This window comes from Novosphingobium sp. NDB2Meth1, from assembly GCF_900117425.1.
Lineage (GTDB): Bacteria > Pseudomonadota > Alphaproteobacteria > Sphingomonadales > Sphingomonadaceae > Novosphingobium.
On sequence record NZ_FPEH01000011.1, the window covers coordinates 582,543 to 598,400 of the forward strand.

Genomic DNA, 15,858 nt, shown 5'->3' on the forward strand with positions numbered 1-15,858 from the left:
CCTGCGATAGTCATGTGCGAAGACCATTTATTGTGGTCTTCGCACCTTGAAACTGTCACCCACTCGCGTCATCCTTTCCGGCGTGAGTGCGATTGCTCTCTTCGCGTCGGTCGACATTCTGGGCTCCTGCATCGGGGGCCTGCTCGGCAATCGGTTCGACGCCGGAGTTCTGCATGCGGCACAGCAATGTGCGGACCTGCTTGATCTCAAGACATTCCCGAAAAACCATCATGTGCTGAACGCGATGCACGAGGCTTTCGCGGAATCGCTGGGTGTGATGGCCAAGGCCTGTGCGGATGCCAACGTGACCGTGCAGGACTATGGCGCATCTCAGGCGCTGAACCGGATGGTGCGCTCGGGCAGTCTGACCCGGATGCACCCCGATGCTTCGAATGTTCCTGTCGCGCTGCTGCAGGAGCGGGTCGAGGCGATTTACGGGCATGACGGCATCAATGCTGCAGCGGCAGCGACAGCCAGCGTCATCACCATTGTCGAAAGCGCGATGGGCGTGCCGCTCACCGACGGGCTTCGCGCGGTCTTTCGCTTCGGGCATGGCACATATCCCGGTTGGGCCGGCAGTTTCGAGCTGTTCTTCGCGGACAAGGTGAAATCATCGACCCCGCTGTTCCGCATTCTGCAGTTCGACCGCAGCAATGCCATCTACGCGCGCGCCGAGGCGCTGGTCGAACTCGCCGAGGCGCAGTCAGCCCGCATACAAGGCCTGATCGACGCGATTGCCGATCTCCGCGCCGAAATGAACGCGGGATTCGCGAAAACAACCGCGCAGAATGAAGCAATTCTGGCGGCGATCGCTGCTCTTTCGGCGCAGATATCAGACCAGCGGGAAGCAGCACCCTTTGCGGTGGCGACCGAAGAGCTTGCCGCTTCTGACAAGGCCGAGGATCAAGGCATCCTGGCGGAGATTGTCGATGGAGGTCCGGAGGTTGTCGGTGACAGCCTTATGGCGCAGGTGCACGAAGGCAAGCGCCGCGATGCCGAAACCGCCAGACGAGCTGCCCGTATCTATGCGCCGTTTGCCCGAACAAAGGCGAAGGCAGCGTATGAACAAGCGGTCTTGCTTGACCCCACCGATGTCTGGTCGTGGATCGAACTCGGCAGGCTGAAGGCAGACTACGAGACGCTCGCCGCCGCGCGCACGTGCTTCGGCAGCGCCTTGCAACACGTTACGGATGAGCGCGACCGCAGCGTACTCCATAACGAACTCGGGGCCGTTCTGGTCGCAGAAGGCAATCTGGCCGAAGCCTTGCACGAATTCCAGGCAGGTCTTGGCATCGTCGAAGCGCTCGCCAGGGCCGATACCTCCTCGGCCAGCCTCCGCCGAGATATTTCGGTCAGCCTCATCAAGGTCGGCGATGTCATGGTGGCGCAGGGACGCCTGGACGACGCGCTCGAGCGCTTCGACCGCAGCCTCGAAATCGCAGAATCGCTCGCCGCGGCCGATCCCTCCTCGGCCAGCCTCCGCCGCGACATTTCGGTTAGCCTCAACAGGGTCGGCGATGTCATGGTGGCGCAGGGACGCCTTACCGAGGCGCTCAAGCGCTTCGAACGCGGCCTCGAAATCATGGAAGCACTCGCCAGGGCCGATCCCTCCTCGGCCAGCCTCCGCCGCGACATTTCGGTGAGCCTCATCAAGGTCGGCGATGTCATGGTGGAGCAGGGACGCCTGGACGACGCGCTCAAGCGCTTCGAACGCGGCCTCGAAATCATGGAAGCACTCGCCAGGGTCGATCCTTCTTCGGCCAGCCTCCGCCGCGACATCTCGGTCAGCCTCGACAGCGTCGGCGATGTCATGGTGGCGCAGGGACGCCTGGACGACGCGCTCGAGCGATTCGAACGCGGCCTTGGCATCCGCGAAGCGCTGGCCGAGGCCGATCCCTCCTCGGCCAGCCTCCGCCGCGATATTTCGGTCAGCTTCAACAATGTCGGCGATGTCATGGTGGCGCAGGGACGCCTGGACGACGCGCTCGCGCGCTTCGAACGCGGCCTTGGCATCCGCGAAGCGCTGGCCGAGGCCGATCCCTCCTCGGCCAGCCTCCGCCGCGATATTTCGGTCAGCTTCAACAAGGTCGGCGATGTTATGGTGGCGCAGGGACGCCTGGACGACGCGCTCACGCGCTTTGAACGCGGCCTTGGCATCCGCGAAGCGCTCGCCAGGGCCGATCCTTCCTCGGCGAGCAACAAACGCGATGTGTTCGTTTCGCTCATTCGCGTGGCCGGGGTGCTTGCGGAGCTTGGCCGGAGCGCTGAGGCGCTTGAGCTTGCGCGGCAGGCGGAGGGGATCAGCGCTGCGTTGGTGGCGCTGGCGCCGGATCATGCGGTGTTTGCGAACGATCTGGCAATTGTGCGGGGCTTTGTGGCGGAGCTGGAAAGAGGCGCGTGAGTTTGCAAGCGGCGCGCGTGGCTGCTCTGGATTGCTTCGCTGCGCTCGCAGTGACGAGATCGGGGTGTTTTGTTCATTTAAATCATCGCAAACCTGAACAACGGCTGCATTGGCCATTCCGCGTGCAGTCAGGCGGCAAAGCCTAATCCCATCCTCGACGGCGACGAATCGCGGCGGGATGATCCGCTTGGCCTTTCCTTCGCCCGCAGGAGATGGACCATGTTGAACTTCGCGAAGAAGGCCGTGCTGGCAGTCACCCTTGCCGCCACCGCGCTCGCCAGCGCCACGCCGGCGATGGCGGATCCCTATTACGGCGGCGGCTATGGCGGCTATCGCCACCATCGCGGCGGCGACAGCACCGGCGCGGCGATTGCGGGGGGCATCATCGGCCTTGCGCTTGGGGCGATCATCGTTTCGGCGGCGAACAGCAATCGCAACCGGGATCGCGACCACGCCTATCGCCGGTACGACAACCGCTATCAGGGCCAATACCAGAACCAGTATCGGGGCCAGCCCAGCTGGCAGGGCGCCTATAACGGCGATCCCTATGACCAGCGCTATCAGGGCGGGCAGCCGGGCTACAGCCGCGATGGTTATCCGCAAGGGAACGACGGCTACTACGACCGGCGCGGCTATCGCGATCCGGATTATGACCAGGACGGCAACTGATCGCAGCTTTGGAGCGGCGCGGCGCATTGCCCGCGCCGCTTCAGAAACGGTTCAGCCCGGAGGCGCTCCTCTTTGCAGCACATGCAGGCCGGACCGGGCCTGCCAAGGAGAACAGCCATGAAGCTTTGGAAACCAGGACTTGTCGCTGCCGCGCTCGCTGCGGGCAGCATGGCGATGGCGGTGCCGGCCGAGGCGCACGGGCGGCGCGGCAACGATGCCGCCATCGCGATCGGCGCAGGCGTGCTGGGGCTAGCCGTGGGCGCGGCGATCGCATCGGACCGCAATTCGGACGTCTATGTCCGCTATGACAACCGCCCGCGCTATTACGGCGGGTATTACTACCCGGCCTATCCGGTCTACCGCCCCTATCCGGTGTGGCGCGGCTATGATCCGCGCTATGAACAATGGCGGCGCTGGCGCGAGCACGAGCGTTGGGAACACGAACGCTGGGAGCATGATCGTTGGGGTGATCGTGGAGGCTGGCGCGGTTGGTAAGCTCGGGTCCTCCAAGCTTGCGCCTCCACGAACCCCTGCACGCACCGGTCACCTTGCGGCGTCATGCGCCAAGGTGATCGGTGCGCCTTTCTTATATGAGCAAAAGACACTATGGCCGCGCGGATGGACCGCCCTGCCCCAGCCGAGAGCTTCGATACCGCGCCGGAACCGAGCTTCGCCGAAGCGCCGCTCAAGGGGCTGCGGGTCGCGCTGCTGAGCGGCAATTACAATTATGTGCGCGACGGGGCGAACCAGGCACTGAACCGGCTGGTGGGCTATCTCCAGCGGCAGGGCGCGCAAGTCCATGTGTTCGCGCCCAAGGTGAGAAAGCCCGCGTTTCCTTCGATGGGCAAGCTGGTGGGGCTGCCTTCGTTTCCCGTGCCGGGCCGCGCGGAGTATCGCATTCCCTTCGCATTGGGCCGGAAGGCGCGCGCCGACCTCAAGGCATTCCAGCCGAATGTCGTCCACGTCTCCTCGCCCGATCCGGCGGCGCACCGCGCGGTGACCTGGGCACGCGGACGCGGGTTGCCGGTGCTGGCAAGCGTGCACACCCGCTTCGACACCTACCCGCGCTATTACAACATGGCGTGGCTGGAGCCGATCCTGACCGCGCTGCTGCGCCGGTTCTACCGCCGCTGCGATGCGCTGGTGGCGCCGTCCGAATCGATGGCGCAAGTGCTGCGCGAGGAGCGCATGAACTACGACATCTCGCTGTGGTCGCGCGGGGTGGACCGGACGATCTTCAACCCCGGCCGGCGCGATCTGGAATGGCGGCGCAGTCTGGGCATTGCCGACGACGAGGTGGTGATCGGCTTTCTCGGGCGGCTGGTGATGGAAAAGGGGCTCGACGTGTTTTCGGACACGATCGACGAGCTTAACCGCCGCGGCACGCGTGAAGGCACGCGCCACCGGGTGATGGTGGTGGGCGAAGGCCCGGCGCGGACGTGGTTCGAGGCGCGGCTGCCGGGCGCGGTGTTCACCGGGTTTCAGGGCGGCAAGGATCTGGGGCGCGCGGTGGCGGCGATGGACGTGCTGTTCAACCCGAGCGTGACCGAGACATTCGGCAACGTGACGCTGGAAGCGATGGCCTGCGCGGTACCGGTCGTGGCGGCGGCGGCGACGGGGAGCCAGAGCCTTGTTTCCGACGGCGTTTCGGGCCGCCTGATCGCGCCGGGGGCACTGCATCACTTTGCCGAGGCGCTGCGGGCCTATGTCGAGAATGCCGACCTGCGTGCGCAGCACGGCGCGGCGGGCGAACGGCGGTCGCTCGATTTCAGCTGGGATGCGATCAACCAGGCGGTGGCGGACACCTACCTGAGGCTGATCCGCCAGAAGGACGCGCTGAAGCGGCGCTAGCGCAGTACGCCCCTGGCGGCCATGCTGCGCGCGTAGATCAGGAAGAAGACGAGCGCGGACCACACCATGAGGATCAGGCCGATGGGGCCTGCCTGCGGTGGGTGGAGCCAGAACTCCTGCGTGAGCTGGCTGACCGCAAGACCGGCGAGCGAAAGCGCGAAGGCGGGTACGGCGAGGCGCGAGCGGGCCAGCAGCAGGAGCGAGCCTGCAAGGGAGCCCCACACGCCGAGTGCCCAGAAGGCGGTGAGCCAGCCCGGCAATGCGGCCATGTAGGCAACGCTTTCGGCGTTCATCCCCATGCTGGCGAAATAGCTTTCGGGCGAAAGCTTGGACATCAGATAATCGTAGCAGCCGAACAGGTTCCACAGCAGGCTGAGGACGGCGACGAACCAGAAGGATACCGTTGCTCTAGGTCTTGGGTTCAGGGGCATCAGTGTTCTCCCGCTCCGGCGCCGATGATACGCCGGAGCGGAAGGAAGGGCAATCAACCTGCCAGATCGGACCAATCCCACGTCAGCGTCTCGCGGAAGGCGAAGCGGTCGATGTGGCGTTCGACGGCGCCTTTGAGGCCGCCCAGCTGGCCCGGCTCGCTGGCATCGATGCGGCATTCGAGTGCTTCGGGGTGCGCCGTGAAGGTGACGAGCGCGTCACCCGCCCACGAGGCGCCGCGCGCGTCGCGGGGGAAGGTGACGGTGCCCCGCTGCGCATCGAAGCTGACGGCAAGGTTGTGTTCCCAGTGCTTGCAGACCTGTTGGAGGTACTTGCTGGCATGGGCTGTGGCGACGTTGGCGATTGCACTGCTGGACTCTGGGCTCATTGCGCGGCTCCGAGGCGTTCGATCTTGCGGGCGGCTTCGTCGAGGATATCGGCGATCTGGTGGGCGGTAGGTTCGTCGAGACCGCGGCCGGCGCGGTGGCGCAGCGCGATCATCAGGTTGGCCATGGCGCGGCGCAAGGGCGGGCTGCCGGTGCGGCCTTCGGCGTCAGCGCGGGCCTTGCCGAAATCGCCGAGGCGCTGGACGATGGCCTTGGCTTCCTCCAGCCGGGGCGCAAGTTCGGCGCGGCCAGCATCGGTGATGGTGAAGGCCTTGCGGGCGCCCTCCCCCGGAACCTCTGCGATCATGCCTTCGTCGACCAGAAGCGAGAGCGTGGGATAGACCACGCCGGGGCTGGGCGCATAGGCGCCGGCGGCGAGTTCCTCGATCGCCTTGATCAGTTCGTAGCCGTGGCGGTCCTGCTCGTCGAGCAAGAGCAAAAGCAGGAGGCGCAGTTCGCCGGGGCCGAACATGCGGCCACCCCTGCCGCCATGGCGGCCGCGGCGTCCGCCAAAGCCCGGGCCTTCATCGTCCCAGTCCTCGCCGCCGCCCCAGCCACCGAAGCCGCCGCGGTGTCCCCAACCGCCGCCAAATCCTCTGGCCATCATCTTCATGGCGAAGTGGTGTTTATGGCCATGTCCGTGGCCGTGAAAAGAGTTGTCCTTGGCGAATCGCATTGTGCGTCCTTGATGTTTCATGATGGCTCTAAGATATATCTTTAAACAATCTTGGCAAGAGGGTGGATGCAAAATCGTCTGGAGGTGACTAGATCGGGAGGACGATGGCCGATCTCTTCGCCCCTGCCCCCGCCGAAACGCCGCGCGAGCACGCTGCCGATGATGCGCCGCTGGCCGAGCGGCTGCGTCCGGCAAACCTTGGCGAAGTCGTGGGCCAGGATCACCTGACGGGGCCGGACGGCGCGATTGGCCGGATGGTCGCGGCGGGGAAGCTCTCCTCGATCGTGCTGTGGGGGCCGCCGGGCACGGGCAAGACGACCATCGCGCGGCTGCTCGCCGATGCGGTGGGGCTGCGCTACGTGGCGATCAGCGCGGTGTTTTCGGGCGTGGCGGACCTCAAGAAGGCCTTTGCCGAGGCGGAAGCCATGGCGCAGATCGGGCGCAAGACCTTGCTGTTCGTGGACGAGATCCACCGCTTCAATCGGGCGCAGCAGGATGGGTTTCTGCCCTATGTCGAGAAGGGCACCGTCACGCTGGTCGGCGCGACGACCGAGAACCCGAGCTTTGCGCTGAACGCGGCGCTCCTCAGCCGCGCGCAAGTGCTGATCCTGCACCGGCTGGATGCCGAGGCGCTGGGATCGTTGCTGGCGCGGGCCGAGGAGCTGACGGGCCTGCGTTTGCCGCTGACGCCGCCGGCGCGCGAGGCGCTGATTGCCTCGGCGGATGGCGACGGGCGGTTTCTGCTGGGGCAGGCGGAGACGCTGTTCGATGTCTCGCTGCCTGCGCCGCTCGGGCCGGAGGACCTCGCGAAGTTCCTGATGCGGCGGGTGGCGGTCTACGACAAGGACCGCGACGGGCACTACAACCTGATTTCCGCGCTCCACAAGGCGCTGCGCGGTTCGGACCCGCAGGCGGCGCTCTACTACATGGCGCGGATGCTGACGGCAGGCGAGGAGCCGCTCTACGTGCTGCGACGTCTGGTGCGCTTTGCCAGCGAGGACATCGGGCTCGCCGACCCGCAGGCGCTGGTGCAGTGCCTGGCGGCAAAGGATGCCTACCAGTTCCTCGGCTCGCCGGAGGGGGAACTCGCCATCGTGCAGGCGTGCCTCTATCTCGCCACCGCGCCCAAATCGAACGCGGCCTATGCGGCGCAGAAGGCGGCTTTCGCGAGCGCGCGGGAGACGGGATCGCTTTCACCTCCGGCGCATATCCTCAATGCCCCGACCAAGCTGATGAAGGAGATCGGCTATGGCGAGGGCTATGCCTATGACCACGAGGCGGAGGACGGCTTTTCGGGCGCCGACTACTGGCCCGAGGGGATGCGCGCGCAGACGTTCTACAAGCCGGTCGAGCGCGGGTTCGAGCGCGAGATCCAGAAGCGGCTCGACTGGTGGGACAAGAAGCGGCGTGAGCGGCGGGGGGAATGAGAGCCGGACGGTTCCGGCATTTCGCGGCCATCGACTGGTCCGGCGCGGCGGGCGAACGGCACCGGGGAATTGCGCTGGCGATTTGCGACGAGGGTGCAGCTGCGCCAAGGCTGGTGCGGGCGGGTCACCGGTGGTCGCGCACCGACGTGCTGCACTGGCTGGTGGAGGACCTGCCGGCGGATACGCTGGTGGGGGTGGACCTTGGGATCTCTCTCGCCTTTGTGGATCGAGGCGCGTTCTTTCCCGGCTGGCCGGAAAGCCCCGCAGATGCCAAGGGCTTGTGGGCGCTGATCGACGCGATTTGCGCCGATGAGCCGCACTTGTCGGTGGGGGCGTTCGTCGACCATCCCGAGGCGAGTGCGCATTTCCGGCGGCATGGCGGGCGTGAAGGCGCCGCCTTTGGAGGCGGGCGCGGGCGGCTGCGGGTGACCGAACTGGCGCAGCAGGCCATGGGCTGCTCGCCTTATTCAAACTTCAATCTGGTCGGCGCGGCGCAAGTGGGCAAATCGAGCCTTTCGGGAATGCGCGTGCTGCACCGGCTGGAGGGAGGGCTGCCGGTCTGGCCGATCGATCCGTTTCCGGAGACGGGCTCGGTCGTCTGCGAAATCTACACAACGATCGCCGCGATGGCGGCGGGGCGGAGTGCGAGCCGGTCGAAGATCAGGGATGGCGCGGAACTGGATGAAGCGCTGGCGCAGCTGGGGAGCGCTCGGGCAGGCTTGCGCGGCCCAGTTGACGACCACACCTGCGATGCCTTGATCACCTCAGCATGGCTGCGCAAGGTGGCGCACGATCCGGCGCTGTGGGCCCCGGCAGGCCTTACGGATGCAATTGCCCGCACCGAGGGCTGGACCTTTGGCGCCACCTGACGCTAAGGGGCTTTCAGCGCCGGCTTAGCACAGTGGTAGTGCAGCGGTTTTGTAAACCGAAGGTCGGGGGTTCAAATCCCTCAGCCGGCACCATTTCCCAAACACTCTACCCCAGCACCAGCACGTTGTCGTGACGGACGATCGGCCGCGCAAGGCTGATCCCCATTGCCCCCAGCCCGCCCGTCTGCTCCAGAAGCGCGTGTAATTCGGAGGCTTGGTGCGGCTCCAGCGCGGCAGCGGCGGCTTGCGCTCTGGCGAGATGCCACAGTGCCTGCGGCTGGCTTTCCCGGCTGAACGTGGTGCCGCCGCGCGTGTAGGTGACCGGACCCAGGCGCGCATGGACGAGCCGCCGCGAATCTGCCGAAACCAGCGTGCCGGGGGCCGGATCGGTGAGCGCGCCGCACCAGGCATTGAACAGCGCCGCGTCGGCCAGCAGGCCGGGTGTCCAGATGCGGAAGACGACTTCGAGAATGGCGGGCAGCGTCGGCGGCAAGCCTGCCGGTTCGGATGTTTCGGCGGGGCCAAATTCAGGATCGCTAAGTCCCGGTGTGTTCATCCGCTCGGTCCAGCGGGCCACTGCCGGCGCCCTGGTCTTCATGATGAAGCCGGGGACCGGATCGCGCGCCAGATGGGCGTAGAGCGGCGCCATCAAGCCGAAATCGGCGAGGCTGGGCGCGCGGCCCAGCACATAGGGTTCATGCTGGAAGTGATCTTCGAGCGCGGCAAGCAGATCGAGGTAGTCCTGCTCGATCACCGGAATGACGTCCGCTGTCACGCCAAGACCGGCAAGAAAGCCGGCGAACTTGTCCATGACCCTGGCCGTGGTGGCCGCCTTGTGGGCCGGGGGGACGGCGCCCGGAGGGATCGCCCGCCCGAATTCGGCGAGCAGGAACTGCTCTTGCTGGTCGCGGTAGCTCCAGCGGTAATGCATCGCCATGGGGAGCAGCGCCGTGCAGGCGAAGGCGTCGAGGAGGTGCGCGATGACGCCGCACAGCCCCGTGCCAGCTGCCTGCAAGCGCGGTTCGCGGTGCTCGAGCCGGTCGATGATGACCGTGCTGTCCTGCCACAACGCGCCGTCCGGAGTCTCGAGCACCGGCACGACCTGCAAGCCGATGGCGGGGACGATCTGGGCGGCGAAGCGGGGATCGGCGGGCGTCCGTTCGGTGAAGGGAATGCCGTGCTTCAGAAGATAACTGCGCACCTTGCCGGTGAACAGCGAATGCGGCGTGCCCCACAGGATGAAGCTGTGCTCCGGCATGATCCCTCTCTTTTGCAGTCCGACGGGTTCGGACGGTACGGGCAAATAGCTACAGGTCCGGCGAAGAAACGGACCGGACGCCTGCCGGCGCGAACCTCAGAACAGCGTCGTCAGCGCATAGAACAGCGCGCCGACAGCGGCGGACGCCGGGATCGTGATGATCCAGGCGACGACCACGCTCTGTGCCACGCCCCACCGCACGGCGGAGGCGCGACGAGCAGTGCCGGCGCCGATAATGGCGCCGGTGACGGTGTGGGTGGTCGAGACCGGAATGCCGAGCGCCGAGGCGCCGAACAGCACGATCGAGCCTGCCGCCGAAGCGCTGAAACCCTGGTGCTGCGAGAGCTTGGTGATGCGCCCGCCCATCGTCTCGATGATCTTCCAGCCGCCCGTCAGCGTGCCGAGGCCGATGGCGAGGTAGCACGAGATCGCCACCCAGTGCGGCACCTCGAAGGGCCCGGTGAGCCGCCCGGTCGAATAGAGCAGCACGGTGATGATCCCCATCGTCTTTTGTGCGTCGTTCAGGCCGTGGCTCAGCGAATAGGCGGCGGAGGAGAGCAGGTGGAGATAGCGGAAACGCGTCTCGGCGCCGCGCGCGGTGGCGTTGCGGAAGAGCCAGCTGGTCAGCAGCATGACCAGCATCGCCAGCAGCATGCCGATGGTGGGCGAAAGGACAATCGCGATCAGCGTCTTGTTGAGGCCGCTCCACTGGATGCCGGTCATCCCCGCATGGGCGAGGCCCGAGCCGATCAGCCCGCCGACGAGCGCGTGGCTGGAGGAGGAGGGAATGCCCTTGAGCCAGGTGAGGATGTTCCATGTGCTCGCCCCGATCAGCGCGCCGAAGACGACCGCCGGGGTGACGAGGTCCTTGTCGATCAGGCCCTTGCCGATGGTGGCGGCGACAGCCTGCAAACTGGGGAACGTGATCGTCAGGAAATAGGCGCCGGCATTGAACACGGCGGCAAAGACCACCGCCTGCACCGGGCTGAGCAGGCGCGTGGCGACGACCGTGGCGATGGAGTTCGCCGCATCGTGCAGGCCGTTGAGATAATCGAACGCCAGCGCGATCAGGATCAGCCCGACCAGCAGCGGGAAGGCAAGCTCATGCATGCGGTAAGCCCCCTGCCCGCCTTACGAATGATCGATGACGATGCCGTCGATCTCGTTCGCCGCATCCTCGAAGGCGTCGACGATGCGTTCGAGATGCTTGTAGACCTCGCGCTCGACCACGAAGCGCAGCGTATCGGTCGCGCCATGATCGCGCAGCGCGCGGCGCAGGCCGGCGGCGTGGATCTCGTCCGAATGGGCTTCCATCCGCACCAGCCGCTCGGTGAGTTCGTGGAGGCGCGCGCCGTTGCGGGCGACATCGCGCAGCAGCGGCACGGCCTCGGCCATGACGCGCGCGGCATCGACGATGATCGCGGCCATGTCGCGCATTTCGGGCGCGAAAGTCTTGAGCTCGTAGATGGCGATGGCGTTGGCGGCCGAGTGCATCTCGTCCACCGTATCGTCCATCGCGCCGATCAGGCTGGTGATCGCGCCGCGGTCGAACGGGGTGAGGAAGGTCTTGCGCACGGTCTGGAGCACCGAGCGGGTGATCTCGTCGGCATCGTTCTCGCGCTCGATGATCTCGCGGATGTGGTCGGCGCTGGAGGAGCCTTCCTCGAGCAGGCGCGCCATGGCGTCCGAAGCAGCGAGGACAGCGGTGGCGTGAGCCTCGAACATGTCAAAGAAATTGCCCGTGCGGGGCAGGAGACGCTGAAACCAGGCGAACATCGATCCCATCCGTGTGTGGTGTAGGGCCGCCCCTAGCACACTCGTACGCTGTGTCGCTGCCCTGAATTCTGATGCGGCAAAAGATCGGATCAGATCGCGCAGGTCCGGCTCGTCGACCGCGTCCGCCGCTTCGGCCAGCGTGAACCAGCGGCGCTCGCGCTGGTGCTGTTCCTTCCACGCGGGCATTTCGCGGGTCACGGCGAGCGGGAAGACATCGACATCGACCATCAGCGAAGCGCCGTTGCCGCGCTTCTTGCGGTAGCGATAGCTGCCGAGCGGGGTGGGGCAGGCGGCGCCGGACACGCCCGCTTCTTCCTCCGCCTCGCGCGCGGCGGCGACGTGGGGCAGCAGCGAGCCCGGCAGATTGCCCTTGGGAATGACCCAGCGCTTCGTCTCGCGCGAGGTGACCAGCATCAGCCGCACCTGCGCATCGGCAGAGACGTCTTCGAAGCGGTACGGCAGGGCAGCAATCTGACGGATGGTAAAGACTCCCGGTAAAACCGCGATCTCTAGACCATCGGTTGCGTGGCAACGCCAGTTTCGTGACTGAAATTTGACGAGATATCGTCAGATTTCATGGGCAGTATCGCGTCTGCTTACACAATACCTGCGCCCAGACCCACTGCTTTGCGTTCTTGCGCCTTGCGGCTGCGATATTGGCTGAGGCGGTAGGCCTCGAGCACGTCGATCGCGCCGCCGGCTTCCAAGCGCGCCATGGCGAGGATGGGCGCGACATCGGTGTTGTAGGCGCGGCGCAGGGCCTGGAAGGCCATCATCGTGTCGTTGGCTTGCTGCGCGGTGTGGAGCGTGGCGCGGTCCACCAGCGCGGCCTTGGCGTAGCACTGGGTGATCGTCTCGGCAGAAGAGAGCATCGATTCAATGGGATCGGTGACGTTGTGCGACTGGTCGATCATGTAGCTGGGGTTGAAGCCGTCTCGCGGGTTGAGCTCGGCCTCGGCCAGTTCGTTGAAGACGAGGAACAGCTGGTGCGGGTTGATGGACCCGGAATCGAGGTCGTCGTCGCCGTACTTGCTGTCGTTGAAGTGGAAGCCGCCGAGCTTCCCGAAGCGGTGGAGGCGGGCGACGATCTGTTCGATGTTCACGTTGGGCGCATGATGGCCGAGATCGACGAGGCACTTGGCCTTGGGGCCGAGTTCCTGCGCGGCGAGGATGGATGAGCCCCAGTCGCTGATCACGGTGGAATAGAAAGCAGGCTCGAACATCTTGTGTTCGAGGAGCATGCGCCAGTCATCGGGGAGCGCGGCGTATATCTGCGCGGCGGCTTCGAGATAGCGATCGAGGCTGCGGCCAAGATCCTGCTGGCCCGGGAAGTTCGTGCCATCGCCGACCCAGACGGTGAGATCGGTGGAGCCCAATTGCTGGCCGATTGCGATGCATTCAATGTTGTGTTCGACCGCCTGCTGACGCGTGGCGGCATCCTGCGCGGCGAGCGAGCCGTGGGCGTAAGTGTGGGGCTGGCCGGGCTGGTCCTGAAAGGTGTTGGAATTGACCGCATCGAAGCCGAGGCCGAGGGCGGCGGCGTGCTCGCGCAGCGCCTTGTAATCCGAGACCTTGTCCCACGGGAAATGGGGCGAGACGCGCGGCGTGGTGCGGCCGAGTTGCTGGATGACGGCGCAGTCTTCCAGCTTCTCATGGATATTGGTCGGCTCGCCGGGGATCGGGAACTTGGCGAAACGCGTGCCGCCGCGCCCTGCGCCCCATGAGGGGACGGCGACGGAGAATCTGGCAACCTTGGCCTTCACCGCATCGATATCGATCCCGGCGCGGGCGAGCTTGCGGCCCAGGGCGGCGTAGTCGTCCTCCAGCGCCTCGCGGTGGGCGTGGTTGCATGTCCCGATGAGGTCGGACGAGATGGGCAATTCGGTCATTCTCTCTCCCCTTCCCGCTTACCGGGTGAACGCCTGGACGTTGCCTGCGTCAACATTGATCATGTTGCCGGTGGACTTGGCCGAAAGATCGGAGCCCAGCCAGAAGGCGGCTTCGGCGATATCTTCGGGGAGGACGTCGCGCTTCAGCATTGAGCGATTGCGATAGTGGGCTTCGAGTTCCTCGCCGGCGTCGACCTTGTTGGAGGCGGCGCGTTCCTTGCGCCAGTCGCCGTCCCAGATCTTGCTGCCCTTGATGACCGCATCGGGATTGACGACGTTGACGCGGATGCCTTCGGGCGCGCCTTCCAGCGCGAGGCAGCGCGCAAGGTGGTTGGCGGCGGCCTTCGCGGAAGCATAGGCGGAGGCCCCGGCGGCGGCGGCGACGGCGTTTTTCGAGCCGATGAAGACGACCGAGGAGCCGCCCTGCTCCTTCATGCGCTTGAGCAGGCCCCATGCGTGCTTGGCGGTGAGGAAGTAGCCCTGCGCGAGGACATCGAAGTTGCGGTCCCACAGTTCGACCGTGGTCTGCTCGATGGGGGCGGAGCTGGCGATGCCGGCGTTGGCGACCAGCACATCGAGGCCGCCGAACTCACGCGCGGCGTAGGCGAAGGTGGCCGCCACCTGCGCTTCGTCGGTGACGTCGCAAGCGACGGCGCGGACGACGTCCTTACCGAACTGGGCGGCGAAACCGGCACGGACTTCTTCGGCCGCGGCGGCATCGCGGTCGGCGAGGACGACACAGGCGCCTTCGCGCAGGAAGCGCGCGGCGGTGGCGGCGCCGATGCCACCCGCCCCGCCGGTGACGAGCGCGATGCGGCCGACCATCGGCTTTGGCGCGGGCATGCGCTGGAGCTTAGCTTCCTCGAGCAGCCAATATTCGATGTCGAAGGCTTCCTGTTCGTCCAGCGCAATGTAGTCGCCGATGGCCTCGGCGCCGCGCATGACGTTGATGGCGTTGCCGTAGAATTCGCCGGCGAGGCGCGCGGTGGTCTTGTCGGTGGCGAAGGTGATGCGGCCCACCCCGGGGACGAGGACGACGACCGGGTTGGGATCGCGCATGGCGGGGGAATTGGGGCGTCTGCAGCGCTCGTAATAGGCAGCGTAGAGCGCGCGGTAGTCGGCGAGTTGCTGCGCGAGATAGGCGTCATCGGTCAGGCGCGCAGGGTCGAGCGTCAGCGGCGCGATCTTGGTGCGCAGGAAGTGATCGGGGCACGAGGTGCCGAGCGCGGCGAGGCGCTGGAAGTCCGCGCTGCCGGTGAATTCGAGGGCTTCGGCATCATCCGAGAAGTGGCCCAGCTTGCGCCGCGTGCCGGTCATCAGCCCGCGCAGGCGGGGCATGAGATCGGCGGCGATGGCCGCGCGGTCCGGGTGGGGCGCGATGACCTGGCCGCCGAACGCGGGCTTTCCGGCCATCGCGGCATTGAGATGGCGCGCGGCGTCGGCGATCAGGCCAATGGTGTGTTCGTAGCAAGCCTTGGCGCTGTCGGCCCAGCAGATGATGCCGTGGCCGGCGAGCATGACGCCTTGGACCTGCGGGTTCGCGCGGACATAGTCGCGCAGCATCACGCCGAGCGTGTAGCCGGGGCGCTTCCAGGGGAGCCAGCCGACCCGGCCGCCCCAGATCTCGCGGGTCGCCGCCTCGCCGCCGGAGCTGGCCGCGAGCGCGATGATCGCATCGGGGTGGACGTGATCGACATGCGCGAAGGGCAGCAGCGAGTGCAGCGGGGTGTCGATCGAGGCAGCGCGGGCGTTCAGGTTGAAGGTGCAGTGGGGAAGGAAGCCGACCATCTTGTCGTCGTCGTCCGGCCCGGAATAGTGCGCTTCGAGCGCGAGCAGCTTGTCCTGATAGAGCGTTGAAAAGCCGTCGAGTTTCATCGAGCCGATATCGCCGCCCGAGCCCTTGACCCAGAGGACGGGGACGTCCGCGCCGGTCAGCGGATCGATGCCGGTAAGCTTGGCCGAGGTGTTTCCGCCGCCGAAGTTGGTGACGGTAAGATCGCTGCCGAGGAGGTTCGAGCGATAGAGCAGCAGTTCCTCGGGGCTGAGCGTGGCGGCGTGCGCATCGTCCCAGCGGCTGGCGGGCACGGCGAAGGGAATCGCTGGAGCTACAGGCGTATGGGCGTTCATGGCATCCTTCCGGGGGCAGCGATGGGCTGCGATTGCGAGAGCCTGCTAACATTTCTACTAGAAACGATCAATATTGATTGATATTGATCGTTTGAGAAAA

Annotated in this window: 14 protein-coding genes and 1 tRNA gene; 7 read left to right on the forward strand and 8 right to left on the reverse strand. The window is 66.1% G+C overall.

What is annotated here, in order from left to right:
- Positions 1 to 82: 82 nt before the first annotated feature.
- From NDB2M1_RS03070 to NDB2M1_RS03085, 4 genes are all read left to right on the forward strand, one after another.
- Complete coding sequence (locus NDB2M1_RS03070; RefSeq protein ID WP_072379414.1) at positions 83 to 2,401, forward strand: tetratricopeptide repeat protein; 2,319 nt, start codon at positions 83 to 85, stop codon at positions 2,399 to 2,401.
- Between the two features lie 219 nt (positions 2,402 to 2,620).
- Entirely contained in the window at positions 2,621 to 3,070 is a 450-nt protein-coding gene (locus tag NDB2M1_RS03075; protein ID WP_072379416.1) for a hypothetical protein, read from the forward strand.
- A gap of 117 nt (positions 3,071 to 3,187) precedes the next feature.
- On the forward strand, positions 3,188 to 3,565 hold the full coding sequence (locus NDB2M1_RS03080; protein ID WP_054120503.1) for a hypothetical protein: 378 nt from the start codon (positions 3,188 to 3,190) through the stop codon (positions 3,563 to 3,565).
- 123 nt (positions 3,566 to 3,688) lie between these two features.
- The gene (locus NDB2M1_RS03085) at positions 3,689 to 4,921 is read left to right on the forward strand and encodes a glycosyltransferase family 4 protein (protein ID WP_083554663.1); all 1,233 of its coding nucleotides are present in this window, start codon (positions 3,689 to 3,691) and stop codon (positions 4,919 to 4,921) included.
- On the opposite strand, the gene NDB2M1_RS03090 is transcribed toward NDB2M1_RS03085, so the two are convergent.
- The 3 genes from NDB2M1_RS03090 to NDB2M1_RS03100 are packed head-to-tail and all read right to left on the reverse strand — an operon-like array spanning position 4,918 to position 6,349.
- Positions 4,918 to 5,352 (reverse strand): hypothetical protein, encoded by a 435-nt coding sequence (locus NDB2M1_RS03090; RefSeq protein ID WP_072379418.1) that lies wholly within the window; start codon positions 5,350 to 5,352, stop codon positions 4,918 to 4,920. The two genes, NDB2M1_RS03085 and NDB2M1_RS03090, sit on opposite strands and share 4 nt — an antisense overlap.
- Positions 5,353 to 5,405: 53 nt before the next feature.
- A complete protein-coding gene (locus NDB2M1_RS03095; RefSeq protein ID WP_054120505.1) occupies positions 5,406 to 5,738 on the reverse strand; it encodes a DUF2218 domain-containing protein in 333 nt (110 codons plus the stop codon).
- Positions 5,735 to 6,349 carry a PadR family transcriptional regulator gene (locus tag NDB2M1_RS03100; protein WP_072379420.1) on the reverse strand — a complete coding sequence of 205 codons (615 nt, stop codon included), beginning with the start codon at positions 6,347 to 6,349 and terminating at the stop codon, positions 5,735 to 5,737. The genes NDB2M1_RS03095 and NDB2M1_RS03100 overlap by 4 nt, the downstream gene beginning before the upstream one ends.
- A 167-nt stretch (positions 6,350 to 6,516) precedes the next feature.
- Between NDB2M1_RS03100 and NDB2M1_RS03105 the strand changes: the two genes are divergently transcribed.
- The 3 genes from NDB2M1_RS03105 (at position 6,517) to NDB2M1_RS03115 (ending at position 8,801) form a co-directional block, all read left to right on the forward strand.
- Entirely contained in the window at positions 6,517 to 7,839 is a 1,323-nt protein-coding gene (locus NDB2M1_RS03105; protein WP_072379422.1) for a replication-associated recombination protein A, read from the forward strand.
- Positions 7,836 to 8,708, forward strand: coding sequence for a hypothetical protein (locus NDB2M1_RS03110; protein ID WP_072379424.1), 873 nt, complete (start codon positions 7,836 to 7,838; stop codon positions 8,706 to 8,708). The genes NDB2M1_RS03105 and NDB2M1_RS03110 overlap by 4 nt, the downstream gene beginning before the upstream one ends.
- Before the next feature lie 18 nt (positions 8,709 to 8,726).
- Positions 8,727 to 8,801, forward strand: a tRNA-Thr gene (locus NDB2M1_RS03115).
- Positions 8,802 to 8,814: 13 nt separating this feature from the next.
- Here the strand turns inward: NDB2M1_RS03115 and NDB2M1_RS03120 are convergent.
- From NDB2M1_RS03120 to NDB2M1_RS03140, 5 genes are all read right to left on the reverse strand, one after another.
- Complete coding sequence (locus tag NDB2M1_RS03120) at positions 8,815 to 9,966, reverse strand: glutathione S-transferase family protein (protein WP_072379426.1); 1,152 nt, start codon at positions 9,964 to 9,966, stop codon at positions 8,815 to 8,817.
- A gap of 96 nt (positions 9,967 to 10,062) precedes the next feature.
- Complete coding sequence (locus NDB2M1_RS03125) at positions 10,063 to 11,076, reverse strand: inorganic phosphate transporter (protein WP_054120510.1); 1,014 nt, start codon at positions 11,074 to 11,076, stop codon at positions 10,063 to 10,065.
- Between the two features lie 21 nt (positions 11,077 to 11,097).
- A complete protein-coding gene (locus NDB2M1_RS03130; protein ID WP_072380070.1) occupies positions 11,098 to 12,159 on the reverse strand; it encodes a DUF47 family protein in 1,062 nt (353 codons plus the stop codon).
- A 179-nt stretch (positions 12,160 to 12,338) separates the two neighbouring features.
- Positions 12,339 to 13,631 carry an L-rhamnose catabolism isomerase gene (gene rhaI / locus NDB2M1_RS03135; RefSeq protein WP_072379428.1) on the reverse strand — a complete coding sequence of 431 codons (1,293 nt, stop codon included), beginning with the start codon at positions 13,629 to 13,631 and terminating at the stop codon, positions 12,339 to 12,341.
- 18 nt (positions 13,632 to 13,649) lie between these two features.
- Positions 13,650 to 15,758, reverse strand: coding sequence for a bifunctional rhamnulose-1-phosphate aldolase/short-chain dehydrogenase (locus tag NDB2M1_RS03140; RefSeq protein WP_072379430.1), 2,109 nt, complete (start codon positions 15,756 to 15,758; stop codon positions 13,650 to 13,652).
- Positions 15,759 to 15,858: the final 100 nt, after the last annotated feature.

Bases quoted from the DNA above. Each gene is read 5' to 3' on its own strand.
- NDB2M1_RS03085 (WP_083554663.1), top strand. From the start codon at position 3,689: ATGGACCGCCCTGCCCCAGCCGAGAGCTTCGATACCGCGCCGGAACCG.
- NDB2M1_RS03095 (WP_054120505.1), bottom strand. From the start codon at position 5,738: ATGAGCCCAGAGTCCAGCAGTGCAATCGCCAACGTCGCCACAGCCCAT.
- NDB2M1_RS03140 (WP_072379430.1), bottom strand. From the start codon at position 15,758: ATGAACGCCCATACGCCTGTAGCTCCAGCGATTCCCTTCGCCGTGCCC.
- NDB2M1_RS03090 (WP_072379418.1), bottom strand. From the start codon at position 5,352: ATGCCCCTGAACCCAAGACCTAGAGCAACGGTATCCTTCTGGTTCGTC.
- NDB2M1_RS03105 (WP_072379422.1), top strand. From the start codon at position 6,517: ATGGCCGATCTCTTCGCCCCTGCCCCCGCCGAAACGCCGCGCGAGCAC.
- NDB2M1_RS03080 (WP_054120503.1), top strand. From the start codon at position 3,188: ATGAAGCTTTGGAAACCAGGACTTGTCGCTGCCGCGCTCGCTGCGGGC.
- rhaI (WP_072379428.1), bottom strand. From the start codon at position 13,631: ATGACCGAATTGCCCATCTCGTCCGACCTCATCGGGACATGCAACCAC.
- NDB2M1_RS03110 (WP_072379424.1), top strand. From the start codon at position 7,836: ATGAGAGCCGGACGGTTCCGGCATTTCGCGGCCATCGACTGGTCCGGC.
- NDB2M1_RS03075 (WP_072379416.1), top strand. From the start codon at position 2,621: ATGTTGAACTTCGCGAAGAAGGCCGTGCTGGCAGTCACCCTTGCCGCC.
- NDB2M1_RS03125 (WP_054120510.1), bottom strand. From the start codon at position 11,076: ATGCATGAGCTTGCCTTCCCGCTGCTGGTCGGGCTGATCCTGATCGCG.
- NDB2M1_RS03100 (WP_072379420.1), bottom strand. From the start codon at position 6,349: ATGAAGATGATGGCCAGAGGATTTGGCGGCGGTTGGGGACACCGCGGC.
- NDB2M1_RS03120 (WP_072379426.1), bottom strand. From the start codon at position 9,966: ATGCCGGAGCACAGCTTCATCCTGTGGGGCACGCCGCATTCGCTGTTC.